Consider the following 13,736-nt stretch of genomic DNA (forward strand, 5'->3'; position numbering starts at 1 on the left):
GAAGACAGACCGCGCTTAGAGGAAGTTTTTCTTGCGATTATTGAATTGTTCAGCTCCGCTGAAAACTAATAAATTCTATAATCTATTACAAAAGCCGCAGGATATATTCCAGCGGCTTCTTTTCCTTTTATTTTTTTGCCATGTATTTACGAATGTCAAATGCAACCGCTGCTACGATAATAAGCCCTTTAATGATCAATTGCCAGTATGGGCTGACGCCGATAAAGGTTAATCCGTAATTGATGACACCGAAGATAAGCACACCGGCCATCACGCCCGGCACCGTGCCGATGCCTCCCGCAGTGGATACCCCGCCAACCACGCATGCGGCAATCGCATCCAGTTCATACATGTTGCCGTAGTTATTCGTCGCCCCCCCGGTTCTCGCAGCCTCCAGCACACCGGCGATGCCGTACAACGCACCCGAAATAGCGTAGATCGCTATGAGATTACGGGCTACATTAATCCCCGATACATGCGCCGCTTGCACGTTGCCGCCGATAGCATACATATTTTTGCCGAGCCGGGTTTTGTTGAATATCACCCAGCAGATGAACGCAACAAAGACGGCGATAATGACGATGTAGGGGAGAGAATATCCGCCGCCGAAGTCGATGTAGCCGCTGCCCCACACGGTAAAGTCCGGTCTCAACCCGCCAATCGGCTGGGATTGGTTCGGCTCCATATCAAAATAGATGGAATTGACGCCGTAAATGCCGACCATCGTACCGAGCGTCGCTATGAATGGCGGCACATGCAGTTTAGCTACAATGAAACCATTGATTAAACCAACGATAAGCCCCGCTAATATACCGATAAGGATCGGCAATACAACCGATACTTGGGGCAGGTCCGGGAAGAAGCGGTTTGCGTATACTTCCGTTTGCAGCATGGAAGCCGATACGACCGCCGTTAAACCGACAACGCGTCCTGCGGAGAGGTCAACCCCACCGGTGATCAGAATAAATGCCGCGCCAAGCGCGATAATTAATCGGGTGGAGGATTGCTGCAAAATATCCCGCAGCGTGGAGAAGGCCAGAAAGTTTGGGTCTGCGACGGCAATCCCGATAACAAGCAATATCAATACTACGAATATGGCGCGCTGCGCCAAATAATCTTTTACCTTACCGATGGTTTGCGTATTCATCGACTTCCCCTCCCGAATCAGCTGACCGCTGCTGTGCGGCAAGCCGCATGATTTCCTCTTCGCTTGCTTCCTGCCCTGCGAGTATTCCCGTCAGCCGTCCTTCGCTCATCACCATGATTCGGTCGGACATTCCGAGCAGCTCGGGCATTTCGGAAGAAATCATAATAATGCTCTTTCCTTGCTTGGCTAACTCTGTAATGATCGAATAAATCTCGAACTTGGCGCCGACATCGATTCCACGGGTCGGTTCATCCAGCAGAAGGATTTCAGGCTCAGTCAGAAGCCATCTCGCCAGCAGCACCTTCTGCTGGTTGCCGCCCGACAGGTTCCGAATCTGGGTATGGACTGAGGGAGTTTTGGTTCTCAGCTGCTCCACGTTCGTTCGCGCATCCTCGATTCCTCTGCGTTCATTTAACAGGAACGCGAAGTTCTGATACCTTCGAAGATTGGCAATGACGGTATTCTCATAGACCGAGAGAACCGGAAATATGCCGGTCACTCTGCGCTCTTCCGTCAGCAGCGCCATATTATTTTTCTTGGCATCCGAGGGTGATTTGATCTTTACTGGCTTCCCGTTTATCGATATGGTTCCGGAAGCCACTGGACGAAGCCCGAATATAGCTTCAACCAATTCCGTTCGCTGTGCGCCGACAAGGCCGCCAATGCCCAGAATCTCTCCCCGTCTTAGCTCGAAGGACACATTCTGAAACGATTTCGGATTCGTGGAGCTTAATTGGTGGACCTGCATCCGGGTTTCGCCGGGAACGTTCGTCCGTTCCGGATAGCGCTCCGTCAAGTCCCGCCCCACCATGCGGGTGATAATCAAATCGGTTGTCAGCTCGCCGGCTTGCCATGTGCCCACATACTTCCCATCGCGCATGATCGTCACGTCATCGGATATGCGCAAAATCTCTTCCATTTTGTGCGAGATGTAGACGATGGACACGCCTTGCGAACGCAGCCTGTTCATCATGCTGAACAGATGCTCCACTTCATTGCCTGTCAGCGATGAGGTCGGTTCGTCCATGACAATGACCTTGGAGCGATAGGATACCGCTTTGACGATTTCCAGCGATTGGATTTTGGACACAGAGAGCGCACCTGTTCTTGCCCTGGGATCCATATCGATATCGAGCTCGCGGAACAGGCGGAGCGTATCTTCTGCCATCTGTTTCTCATTCACGAATTTCAAAGGCCAGAAGCCCGTCACCGGAAATCTTCCCAGCCATATATTCTCCATCACGTTGCGGTGCGGCACGGGATGAAGTTCCTGATGGATCATGGAAATTCCGTGATTCAGTGCATCCTTGGAGCTGTTGATGGTTACCTTGCTGCCGTTCAAATAAATATCGCCTTCATCAGGCTTGTATATGCCGAATAAACATTTCATCAATGTTGATTTACCTGCCCCGTTCTCACCCATAAGAGCATGAACGGTGCCTGGTCTCACCTTAAATGTTACGTCGCTTAGCGCCTGAACACCGGGAAACGCCTTCGATATATTCCGCATCTCCAGCACATACGGTTCCGTCACCTTGGGGGATACCTCCTTCGCTGGCCGAGTCGAAAAGAGCCGAATATAAAGGGACAACGCTACGAATAGCCGCTGCCCCTTCCTATAACCCTGCTATTATTTCGCGTCGGCGATGTTGTCCTTCGTTATTTTTTTGTAAGCGATCCATACGTATTTGCCGTCGGTAATATCAAATCCGGTGTTGTCCTTGTTTGGCGTTTCTCCTTTGGATAGTGCTGCGGCGATCGCGACGGAAGCTTTGCCCTGGCTCTTGGCATCATTAAGCACGGTGCCGAGAAGCGTTCCGTCTTCCAGTGCCTGAATGGCCGGAGCTGTCGCATCTACGCCCACAACCGGCATATATTTGTCGCCGCTGAAGTAACCCGCTGCTTTCAATGCTTCAATGGCACCGAGCGCCATATCGTCATTGTTGGCCAGAACCGCTTCAATCTTGTCACCATGGGATGCAAGGAAGGCCTGCATCTTCTCCTGTCCCTTCACGCGGTCCCACATGGCGGTATCCACCGCAAGCGCTTCGACCTCGATCCCGGCATCTTGAATCGCCTGCACGGAGAATTTGGTTCGCAGCTCGGCATCCTGATGTCCCGGCTCGCCCTGCAGCAATACATACTGCAGCTTGCCATCCCCGTTCTTATCCGCCTTCGGATTGGCCTTCCAATAATCGACGATAAGCTGACCCGAAATCGTTCCGGATTCCTCGGCTTTCGCCCCTACGTAATACACCTTATCCCATTTGTTCATATCTTCCGCGATCGGCTCCCGGTTCAAGAAGACCACCGGCGTATTCGCAGTTTTAGCCTTATCGATAATGACGCCGGCGGCCGTCCGATCCACCGGGTTGATGATCATGGAGCTGTATTTCTTCGAAATAAACAGATCGATTTTCTCATTTTGGGTGGGCTGCGCATTTTGGCTATCCACGATATCCAGTTTGGCTACGCCATTCGCTGCATCGGTCATCGCGTTCCGAACGCCCGTCATGAACGTATCGTCGAACTTGTAAATCGCCACCCCGACTTGAGGTGTGCTGCCGCTCGCCGCTTCACCTTCCTTGCTTTCGCTGCCGGTTGAACTGCTCCCGCCGTTATTGCATGCCGCCGTGATCAGCATCATGCCGGCCATAAGGATTAACAGCCATTTTTTCTTCACCTGGGTTGACCTCCCTGTTTCATTCGAATTTTCAGTGACGGGTTCGGCAATTTATATGCCATATCTCACTGTCTACCGCCATTATGCCGCAATGCTTCTGACATTCGAATTCAAAATCCTCATGCTTTCTAGCAAAATTCTCATCACTTTGCCTCTAAGGGTCGGGACTTCGTTACTTCACAAATGGAAACAGCACCTTCTGATTATCCATCCAGAACATATTGTCAGCATCAATCACCTTGGTCTCAAGCACAATCGGCTTGTCATATTTCGAACCATCCAAGACCTTCACGGCCTGTTCTACTCCCAGATAACCCGTGCTGAACCCGTTCTGCACAACCAGCTTATGAAGGATGCCATCCTGCAGAAGCTGAAGCTGCTCCAGATCGCTTCCGAAGGTGACAATCTTGATCTTCCCCTGAACTTTCCTTCTCGCGACTTCTTTGGCCGCTCCCAAGGAGGCCTGAATATCGAGTGCCAGAATCCCGTCGACGGATCCCCGGTCCAGCAGCTGCTTGGCCGCCTGCCAGCATGCATCTTCGCGTTTGCCGCACGCAGCTCCGTCCGTTAATTGAATCCCGCTCATTTCCGACAATACGCTTTTGGCGCCCTCTTCGCGGGCAATTAAGTCGGGATCCTCCCTGTCGGATCGAAGTATGGCGACAACACCCCGACCTTCAAGCAACTCGGCCAGCTGCTCCCCCGCCTTGCGTCCGGCCACCTCATTATTGATGGCAATGGCGGAGAGGACGCCTGTCGTCATTCGTTGATCATTCAAAGCAATGACGGGCACCTCAGCTGCTGATGCTTGATCACCTAATTTCTGCAGTACAGCTTCGGATGCCGGATCGATCAAAATCGCGGAGGAGCCTTTCTCCAGCACCTTCAATGCTGCTTGCAACTGCTCCGCTTCATCGTCACTTGGCTCCAGGGAGATATAATCAAGCGCCAATCCGTATTCCTTGGCAGCTGCCTCGGCGCCTAATCGGATGGCATCACCCTGCTCTTCGGCGTGTATGGGCGCTACGAGGGCAATATGCCGAAATTCGGGCTCATTCTCATCCTTGGTTGGGCCTGATGAACACGAGGTTAAGAGGATCAAGGATAGGATAAGTACAACGAGATAGCCCTTGGGTACAGCCGGTATCCGTACCACACGATGAATTCTAATCATTCTCCAGCCCCTCCTCCATGTCGTGAATGACCGGAATCCGTATGCGAACGGTAGTGCCCACTTCGAGCTCACTCTCAAACTCCAGACCGAAACGATGCCCATAATACAATTGGATGCGGTCATGAACATTTCGAACGGCCACGCCGGAGCCTGCCGTATTGATAAATGGAGCCGGATTATGACGCAGCGCTTCAACCTCTAATATCCTTTCAACCATCGCGGGAGACATCCCGACTCCATTGTCCGTCACCGTCATCTCCAATAGGTCGCCTTTGATAGCAGCCGTTATGTGAATATGTCCCTGATCCACCATATACTCAATGCCATGTACGATGGCATTCTCGATTAAGGGCTGCAGCACCAGCTTTAGCGTGTAACAAGACTGCGCCGCTTCATCCGCTTCGATCATAAAATCGAATTTCTGTTTATACCTCATCTGTTGGATGGTCAAATAATGCCTTGCATGTTCCAGCTCTTCACGGACGCTTATGGATGTCTTCCCTTTGCTCAAGCTCAAACGAAACAGCTTTGACAAGGAAGTAATCATCGTAATGACCTCCTCCTTCTTGCTCATGCCCACCATACGGACAACCGAATTCAACGTGTTATATAAAAAATGCGGGTTGATCTGAGCCTGCAAAGCTTCCAGCTCGTATCTACGCTTCGATTCCTGCTCTTTCACAATCTGTTTCATGAGCTGCCTGATCTTATCCAGCATCAGATTGAACCGGCTGGACAGCTGTACTACTTCCAGTGGCCCCCGCATCGGGAGCTTCACATTAAAATCGCCACGTTCCACCGCCTTCATCGTTCTGCCCATCCGGCGGATGGGGCGGGTGAGCATGGCCGAGAGAATCAGGGAAACCACGATGGCAAGCACCAGAACAATCGCCACGACCTGAATCAGATAACGATTGACCTCTTCTCTTGTCGTCATGATTTCATCCAAATAAGAAACCCCAACGATTTTCCATCCTATGTTGACGACCGATTTCACCGTATTCAGCCGCTTGACTCCATCCGATTCATCAATGTAGCTGTCCGAGGAAGTAAGCGCCCGCTCTACGCTCTCATTCCGAAGTCCCATGTAAATTAACTGCTGCTGGGGATGGTATACGATGTTTCCCGCTCCTTCATCGATGATGTACGCATACCCCCGCTTACCCAGGCTAATACGGCTGCTTAGCTCATCGATTTTCTTGAAGTTGATATCCACCAGCAAAATGACATAGGTCGGCTCCCCGTTATGAACAACCGTAATTCCTTTGCTCATCGTAACCACCCATTCAAATGTATGGTCGTACAAATTCTGCACATGCGGCAGTGAGAAGCTCAGATGGTTGGAGACTCTCATGGCCGAGTGAAACCAGCTCTGCTCCGTCACCCGGGCGCTGGGTTTAACCGGAATGGCCGGGTGGTTCCTCAGCATATCGCCTTGTTCATTAAATAAAGCGATGGAGACGATGTCATCCCGACTTCGCATGATGGTGTTCAGCTGTTGAGTGACCTGATCATCGTCCCATTGCCCGTCCGCGAGCATGTTTTCCTCAATGGCCCGATACAGCTGTGCCATCCCGTCCACATAATCCTCGAGATTATAGCTTACCTGATCTACAATTTGCTGGGCATTCAGAAATACGCTCTGCTCAGCCGATCGCGAGAATTTATTGAACAACAGAACAGCTACCACGATCACGATAAGCAGAATAAATGCCGAGAAGGACCACATGATGATCGATTGAATGCTGTGTGCGCGTACCCGCCTAACCCATCGCTGAATGGTTGGTTTAATTGAGCCCCGCTTGGCATACGTGATTTTCAACCGTTCTACCTCCTTGCTTGTGTCCGGTATTCCTTGGGTGAGATGCCTACCTGCTTCTTGAAGCAAAAGCTGAAATAATTCGGATCGGCATATCCGACACGCTCCGCGATTTCGAAAGCTTTAAGATCCGATGATCGAAGAAGCTCTTTGGCCGTTTCCATCCGAAGCTGCATCAAATACTGCACGTAAGTCATTTTAACTTCTCTTTTGAACACAGCGCTAAAATAACCTGTACTGATATGAAGCTGCATACACAGCTTCTGCAGCGATAGCTCCGAATCTCCGTAATGCTCCCGGGTATATTGGAGTGCCTTCTCCACGATGTCTTTGTACGCATGCTGCCTGGAGCTGGCGATATGCTTGCGTATAGTCAAACTAATGTCCAGAAGCCAAGCTTTAGCCTCCTGCAATCCGGAAAACTTGAAGATCTCCGCATGCAGCTGAAATCCTGCGCCGAACAATGCCTCTATCTCAATCCCGGATTCTTTGGCCGATCGCAATACAGCCGTTACAACCTCCAGAAGGTATACCTGAACGTCCTGAATGGTACAGGAGGCACCGATCAGTTCATCAAATATGTGCGAGATTGCTTCAGTCACTTCCTCTTCGGTTCCGAGCTTTAGACTGCGGATCAGCGCTTGCTCCTTTAGTTCATCCAGACGGACCCCTTCCGGTCTCGGACGCTCGACATCATCAATGAAGATGACTTTCTCGGCACCAAGAATCAATCGGTAGTCGAGCGCCAGCAGCGCACCCTGATAGGAAAGCTTAAGGTCAGACAGATTCCGCACCATGGAGCCCACGCCAATCGTAACCGGAAGCTTCAAATAATGAAGAATGCTTTTTAACAAGCGCTCAAGAGTCATCGACAGCTCGCTAAACCACGCTTCGTTTTCGCTCTCGTCATTCGTAATCAACAGCACAATGCTGTCCTGATATATGAATACGCTTACAAAAAATTCGGGATCCAGAAGCTCCTTAGCAATGTTCAGCATGGCATGCAGCATTAAATCCAAGTCTCCCGAATGGCGAAGGGAAGTTGAGGACGTATGCTCCTTATCTACAGAAGCGGGATATAATGCCATAACGGCAGCCAGGTAACTCCCCCCATTCAAAGACAAACCGTAATTTCGAGTCTTCTCCTCAATGATCGAGCGGGGCAATTTCCGGGTTAGCAGGGATGCAAGAAAGGATTCCCGAAGCAAAGGCAGACTCGTGCGGTAATGCTCCTTCAACTGGCGCACATCCTCTCGCTCCGCAACCTCCATATCAATCTTGTCTTTGATCTTCCCCAATAGCTCCATGAAGCTTTCGGCAGAGAATGGCTTAAGCAAATACTCGTCCACGCTGAGCGTAATCGCTTGACGGGCATAATCAAATTCATCGTATCCGGTTAAGATCACGATTTTGCACAGCGGCTGAAACTCTCTGAGCCAAGAGGCCAGCTGGAGCCCATCCTGAAACGGCATACTGATATCGGTAATGACAACATCCGGCTCCAATCGCTCCGCAAGCTCCACGGCCTCTCTCCCGTTCTCCGCCGTTCCCTCGATCGTGAATCCGCAGGCTCCCCACTGGATTTCCTGCACGAGTCCCTCTCTTACGTCGGCTTCGTCGTCCACTAACAGCACTTTATACAAGGCAACCCCTCCTGTTCTATTCTGTCAAATTAGTTAAAAGAATCTAATGTGATCTTACCGCGGCGCATCCAAATTTGGAATGTATCATTTTCACGCTTTTTAAAAGAAAAAAAAGAACGAATGCATGGCTCTTGAGCAACAGAGTGATTTCTGTTCTTTAAGTCATGATTCGTTCTGAATTCGATTGTGTAAAGTCCTTACGCCTGAACCGGTATGGAGAGGGGTTTAGCAGGCGTGCTTAATCTTTTAATGCTCAGGTAGTAGGCAATACCGAGCGGAATGACGGCTCCGAGCCAAGCCAAGGGATTCGCCAGGCTTGCGCCGAGGAACCCGATCTGCGCGGTCAGGAAGATGGCAGCCAATACCCGCATGATCAGTTCCATGATGCCGGCTACGGTTGGGATAAAGCTCTGTCCCAGCCCCTGCAGCGTGAAACGGTAGATGAACAACAGCGACAGAAGCAAATAGGTGCTACCGTTCGATAAGAAATACAGCCTGCTAAGGGACAGCAATTCTTCCTGTCCTTGACCGACAAAGAGGCTGACGGCTGCAGGACCCGCGAATATAACCAGCAAGCCCACGGCGATGCTGAATGATCCCGAGACCCAAATGCATTGTTTAACTCCGAGCTTAATTCGGTCTATGCGATTCGCTCCGAAGTTCTGGGCGGCAAAAGTCGCCATCGTAATGCCAAAGGAACTCATGGGCTGCGTAGCGAGCATGTCAATCTTCTGAGCCGCAGTATATGCGGCTACGGCTGTTGCCCCGAGACCGTTAAGCGTAATCTGTAAGATGATGGCTCCGATCGCAATGATAGAGGCTTGGAAGCCCATCGGGAAACCGACCCACATATGCTGGCGTATAAATTTCCAATCGATGGACCAATCGGCATTCTTGAACTGCAGAAGCGGAACCTTTTTATGAATGTATAATAAGCAGAGCAGACAGGAGAACAGCTGCGAGACCACCGTGGCCAGCCCTGCTCCGGCTACGCCCATCTTGAATACGAGAATAAATAACAGATCAAGAACAATGTTCAGAATACTTGCGACCACCAGGAAGAGAAGCGGCGTCCGGCTGTCCCCGAGCGCTCTAAGCAGGTTAGCCAGCAAGTTGAACAGAACGGCTGCGCCAACGCCCCAGTTAATGACGATTAAATACGAATAAGCATCATCCAAAATTTCTGCCGGCGTGTTCATCATGACGAGGACGGGCCTCGTAAATATGACACTCACAATGGTGAGGAAAACCGTGAATACAAGACTAATCCATATACTCGTTCCCACGCTTTTGCGAACGCCCGCGATATCCTTGGCGCCAAAGCGCTGGGCCGTTATGATGGACAAACCTGCCGTCAAGCCTTGGGCAAAGCCAATGACAAAAAACAAAATACTGCCCGTCGAGCCAACAGCCGCAAGAGCGTTCACACCAATGGTCCGCCCCACGATAAGGGTATCCGCCATATTATAAAATTGTTGAAAAATATTTCCGATCAAAAGCGGGATCGTAAACATGATAATCAGCTTGATCGGACTTCCTTGCGTCATGTCTCTCATGTAGATTCTCCTATGCCGTCATAAACGTTCCTCTATATATTTATTTGGTATGATAATGCTTTAAACCGTACCTATAAAGCATCGCATTGAAAACATTATAATGGGTGAGTGTCGTTTGTATTCTTGTGTATCTTATCATGAAAGAACATAAATTTCTGCATATTTATCATCAAAACTTAAACGAAAACAAGACATGATGATCAGGACGGTTCATACCCGTTCTAATCCATGAATTAACGTCAATGAAAAAAGATCAACCGGTTCATCGGTTGATCTTTTTTTATATGATTATGGAAGCACCACCCTAAGAATCGAGAATGATTATGCTTCTTCAACAGCAAGCTTATCCAAAGCCTGCTTCGCACGCGAACGCGCTTCCTCTACTGCGCCGGCGGTTGATAACGCAACTGCGACCCGTCTTCCGACCTTGGTCACCGGTTTCCCAAAAATACGCAGCTGCGTATTCGGAATAGCCAGTGCTTGCTCGGCGCCGGTAATTGTGTAATTCTCCAGCTCTCGCGCCGCTTTCAGCGGACGGCTGGCTCCCGGCGTTATCAATTCGATCTCCGGGATCGGAAACCCTAGAATGGCACGGATGTGAAGTGCAAATTCAGATAAATTTTGCGTGACCAGCGTAACCAATCCGGTATCGTGCGGTCGCGGAGATACCTCGCTAAAATACACTTTATCCTCCGCCAGGAACAATTCAACACCAAACAATCCATAACCGCCAAGCTCGTCGGTAATCGTCCTTGCAATATACTTAGCTTCCTCGATCTGCTCTTCCGACATGCTGTGCGGCTGCCAGGATTCGATGTAATCCCCGCTCTCCTGAATATGCCCGATCGGCGCACAGAAGTTTGTTCCATTGACGGAGCGGACGGTCAGAAGCGTGATCTCCGATTGGAACGTAATGAATTCTTCAATGATCACTCTTCCGTTCTGCACACGGCCGCCTTCCATGGCGATGTTCCAGCAGGGCTCAATATCCCCTTCGGAGCGACATACACTCTGGCCTTTGCCAGAGGAACTCATCAGAGGTTTAATCACGCACGGGAACCCCATGTCCAAGACAGCCTGTTTAAATTCCTCATACGTATCGGCAAATCGATAGTCTGCAGTAGGAAGTCCCAACGCCTCTGAAGCTAACCGGCGAATCCCTTCACGGTCCATCGTAAGCTTCGCAGCTCTGGCAGTAGGTATAACCCGATACCCCTCTTTCTCCAGCTTAACCAGCTCCGAGGTAGCCAGTGCCTCGATTTCGGGCACGATCAGGTCCGGTTTCTCCTGCTCAATAATTGCGCGCAATTTCTCCCCATCCAGCATATCGATGACATGGCTATGATCGGCAACATGCATGGCAGGAGCGTCGGCATAACGATCGACGGCTACGGTTTCAACCCCCAGTCTCTGGGCCTCAATGATGACTTCTTTCCCCAGTTCTCCCGAACCTAGCAGCAGTATTTTCTTCGTTTTTAACATCGTTGTTTTATCCCCTTTTCGTAGTTTCAGAGACTTATAAAAGCAGAAAATAATAAAAGAGGTAAGGGAAATAAACTCCCCTTACCTCTGCCCAGGCGTACGGCCGTCGTCATCTATGTGCTCCCTCATGGTCCCCCATGCTACGCCAGTCACACATAAACCTATACATTGTTATTTAAATCATACTGAATCTTTCCGTTAATTGCAATATCACCCAAGGCGACATTAGGATTTAGACTTCAGCATATCGATTGCATCCTTCAGCGATTGTGAAAGCCACTTCTTGGGGTGAATGACCAACTGAATGTCCAAACGAATGTCAGAATGCGCAAAAGGAAGAATCACAAGCTCACCACGCTTGATTTCCTCCTCTGCTACCATCCTCGGCAATAATGAGATACCCGTACCGGACATCACATATCTCTTGATTGCCTCGGGATTGCCCAATTCCAGTCCTATTCGCATTGGAACTCCGCTGGCACGCAGCACCTTTTCCAACATCATGCGGTAATTACAACTATCCTCGGGCATAATCCATTCGGCATCAGCCAGATGTTCTAGCTCTATGACAGGTTCAACATGAAGCGGATGATCCGGATGGGCAATCAGCAGGAGGGGCTCTTCCCGAACGGGGATCCAATTCAAGGAGGAATCCTCCGGTTTTTCATCCAAAATAAGACCGAGATCGTACTCGCCCTCTCTCACCTTACTGATGATGTTATCTTCACGATCCGGTTGTAAACGGATGACAAGATCCTCATGCCTTAGTTTCAGTTGGTGAATGACGGACGGAAGAAAATAAGCGGCCAACGAGTCTATCGTTCCGATCGATAAGGTGCCTCCACCTTGCTTGGTCAGCTTTTCCTTCGACTGCTGAAACAGATCCAGCATTTGAACGGCATACTTGAACAGCTCCTCACCCGACTTCGTCAGGCGTAAGCCTCTGCCATACCGCTCAAACAGCTTGACGCCGTATTCCTTCTCCAGCTTCTGAATTTGGGTGGTTACGCTGGATTGGGCATAACCCAACTCATCCGCCGCTTTTGTAAAGCTCTGGCGAATCGCAACCTCCCTGAAGGTTTGCAGGTAGATAAGTTCCATCACTCTCTCCTTATCAATAATATTGATAATAACTATCTATTATTATAGATAACACCGATCTTAATTCCCATGATAAAGTATAGCCATCACTCATGAATTGGAGGAAAGATTATGCTGACTCAGCAAGAACTGCATGGCATTTATGTTCCTGTGATCACTCCCTTTTCACAGGATTACGAACTGGATCGTCCCTCTTATCAGCGTTATTTAAAGAATTTGTTATCCTATGATATTCAGGGATTGGTCATCAACGGAACGACCGGTGAAGCGCCGACCGTAGCTTGGGAGGAAGTCGTGCAGGTTGTGGAGGAAACGCGTGGGAGTCTGGACGGACGGCTATTGCCGCTCATCATAGGTACCGGTACGAATGATACGGTGTCCAGTATGAAGCGAACGGAACTGGCAGGTCATATCGGTGCTGATGCGGTATTGGTGGTCACGCCGTATTACAGTCGCCCTTCGATCGATGGTATCCTGCAGCATTTCCGAAAGGTGGCCGAGGTCGGGATCCCGGTCATTCTGTACGAGGTTCCTTCGCGTACTGGAATCCGGTTACCGGTTGATGCCATAAGAAGAATCATGGAGATCCCCGGGGTGATCGGGGTGAAAGACAGCACCGCGAGTACGGAGCTTACGAGAAGTTTATCCCAATACGATACAAAGCCCGTTCTATGCGGCAACGATGTCCTCTTTCATGAGATGCTGTGTCATGGAGCTTCTGGGGGAATTCTGGCATCGGCCAATGTGAATACCGAGGCTCTCATTCGGGTATTTCAATTAGCTGCCCTGGGAGATTACTCTCGATCCGAAATGGAGTTTGAAGTCCTGCTTCCCTACATTCATAAGCTGTTCGAAGAATCCAATCCCGCTCCGCTAAAATGGCTGCTTGCCCAGCAAGGCCTGATCTCATCGGATACCCTTCGTCTGCCTATGGGGCCCATTACGGAAAAGCTTAAGCTATCTTTAGATCACGCAATTCAACAACTGACAAACACCGACTTCTCGGTGTAACCTGCTTTCTCCTCGAGAACGGCTAGGCGTACTCGCTGCCTTGCCATTCTTAAGCTGAAAGATTCATGTTATGGGGCATGCACACTTTCAATTCAAGACAAATGTGATGGATGATGCAGA

Annotated in this window: 10 protein-coding genes and 1 riboswitch; of the genes, 1 reads left to right on the top strand and 9 read right to left on the bottom strand. The window is 50.0% G+C overall.

Annotated elements, in window-relative coordinates; genetic code table 11:
• Positions 1-127 precede the first annotated feature (127 nt).
• From mglC to PLA01S_RS18960, 9 genes are all read right to left on the bottom strand, one after another.
• The gene (gene mglC / locus PLA01S_RS18920) at positions 128-1,147 is read right to left on the bottom strand and encodes a galactose/methyl galactoside ABC transporter permease MglC (RefSeq protein WP_127593530.1); all 1,020 of its coding nucleotides are present in this window, start codon (positions 1,145-1,147) and stop codon (positions 128-130) included.
• Positions 1,125-2,681 (bottom strand): sugar ABC transporter ATP-binding protein, encoded by a 1,557-nt coding sequence (locus tag PLA01S_RS18925; RefSeq protein ID WP_127593531.1) that lies wholly within the window; start codon positions 2,679-2,681, stop codon positions 1,125-1,127. Before PLA01S_RS18925 ends, mglC begins: the two co-directional genes overlap by 23 nt.
• A 96-nt stretch (positions 2,682-2,777) precedes the next feature.
• Positions 2,778-3,803 carry a galactose ABC transporter substrate-binding protein gene (locus PLA01S_RS18930; RefSeq protein WP_371860435.1) on the bottom strand — a complete coding sequence of 342 codons (1,026 nt, stop codon included), beginning with the start codon at positions 3,801-3,803 and terminating at the stop codon, positions 2,778-2,780.
• Between the two features lie 199 nt (positions 3,804-4,002).
• Positions 4,003-5,004, bottom strand: coding sequence for a substrate-binding domain-containing protein (locus PLA01S_RS18935; protein WP_127593533.1), 1,002 nt, complete (start codon positions 5,002-5,004; stop codon positions 4,003-4,005).
• Complete coding sequence (locus PLA01S_RS18940) at positions 4,997-6,826, bottom strand: cache domain-containing sensor histidine kinase (RefSeq protein ID WP_127593534.1); 1,830 nt, start codon at positions 6,824-6,826, stop codon at positions 4,997-4,999. Before PLA01S_RS18940 ends, PLA01S_RS18935 begins: the two co-directional genes overlap by 8 nt.
• A 5-nt stretch (positions 6,827-6,831) precedes the next feature.
• Entirely contained in the window at positions 6,832-8,466 is a 1,635-nt protein-coding gene (locus tag PLA01S_RS18945; RefSeq protein WP_127593535.1) for a response regulator, read from the bottom strand.
• A 197-nt stretch (positions 8,467-8,663) separates the two neighbouring features.
• Complete coding sequence (locus PLA01S_RS18950; RefSeq protein WP_127593536.1) at positions 8,664-10,022, bottom strand: MATE family efflux transporter; 1,359 nt, start codon at positions 10,020-10,022, stop codon at positions 8,664-8,666.
• Between the two features lie 321 nt (positions 10,023-10,343).
• A complete protein-coding gene (gene purT, locus PLA01S_RS18955; RefSeq protein ID WP_127593537.1) occupies positions 10,344-11,504 on the bottom strand; it encodes a phosphoribosylglycinamide formyltransferase 2 in 1,161 nt (386 codons plus the stop codon).
• A gap of 82 nt (positions 11,505-11,586) precedes the next feature.
• Positions 11,587-11,667: riboswitch (ZMP/ZTP riboswitch) on the bottom strand.
• A 62-nt stretch (positions 11,668-11,729) separates the two neighbouring features.
• Positions 11,730-12,605 carry a LysR family transcriptional regulator gene (locus PLA01S_RS18960; RefSeq protein ID WP_127593538.1) on the bottom strand — a complete coding sequence of 292 codons (876 nt, stop codon included), beginning with the start codon at positions 12,603-12,605 and terminating at the stop codon, positions 11,730-11,732.
• 111 nt (positions 12,606-12,716) lie between these two features.
• On the opposite strand from PLA01S_RS18960, the gene dapA reads away from it, so the two are divergent.
• On the top strand, positions 12,717-13,616 hold the full coding sequence (dapA, locus tag PLA01S_RS18965; protein ID WP_127593539.1) for a 4-hydroxy-tetrahydrodipicolinate synthase: 900 nt from the start codon (positions 12,717-12,719) through the stop codon (positions 13,614-13,616).
• Positions 13,617-13,736: the final 120 nt, after the last annotated feature.

This window comes from Paenibacillus lautus NBRC 15380 (assembly GCF_004000945.1).
Taxonomy (GTDB): Bacteria; Bacillota; Bacilli; order Paenibacillales; family Paenibacillaceae; genus Paenibacillus_AQ; species Paenibacillus_AQ lautus.

Coding starts and splice junctions, on each gene's coding strand:
- mglC (WP_127593530.1), bottom strand. CDS start 1,147: ATGAATACGCAAACCATCGGTAAGGTAAAAGATTATTTGGCGCAGCGC.
- PLA01S_RS18930 (WP_371860435.1), bottom strand. CDS start 3,803: ATGGCCGGCATGATGCTGATCACGGCGGCATGCAATAACGGCGGGAGC.
- PLA01S_RS18935 (WP_127593533.1), bottom strand. CDS start 5,004: ATGATTAGAATTCATCGTGTGGTACGGATACCGGCTGTACCCAAGGGC.
- PLA01S_RS18950 (WP_127593536.1), bottom strand. CDS start 10,022: ATGAGAGACATGACGCAAGGAAGTCCGATCAAGCTGATTATCATGTTT.
- purT (WP_127593537.1), bottom strand. CDS start 11,504: ATGTTAAAAACGAAGAAAATACTGCTGCTAGGTTCGGGAGAACTGGGG.
- PLA01S_RS18960 (WP_127593538.1), bottom strand. CDS start 12,605: ATGGAACTTATCTACCTGCAAACCTTCAGGGAGGTTGCGATTCGCCAG.
- dapA (WP_127593539.1), top strand. CDS start 12,717: ATGCTGACTCAGCAAGAACTGCATGGCATTTATGTTCCTGTGATCACT.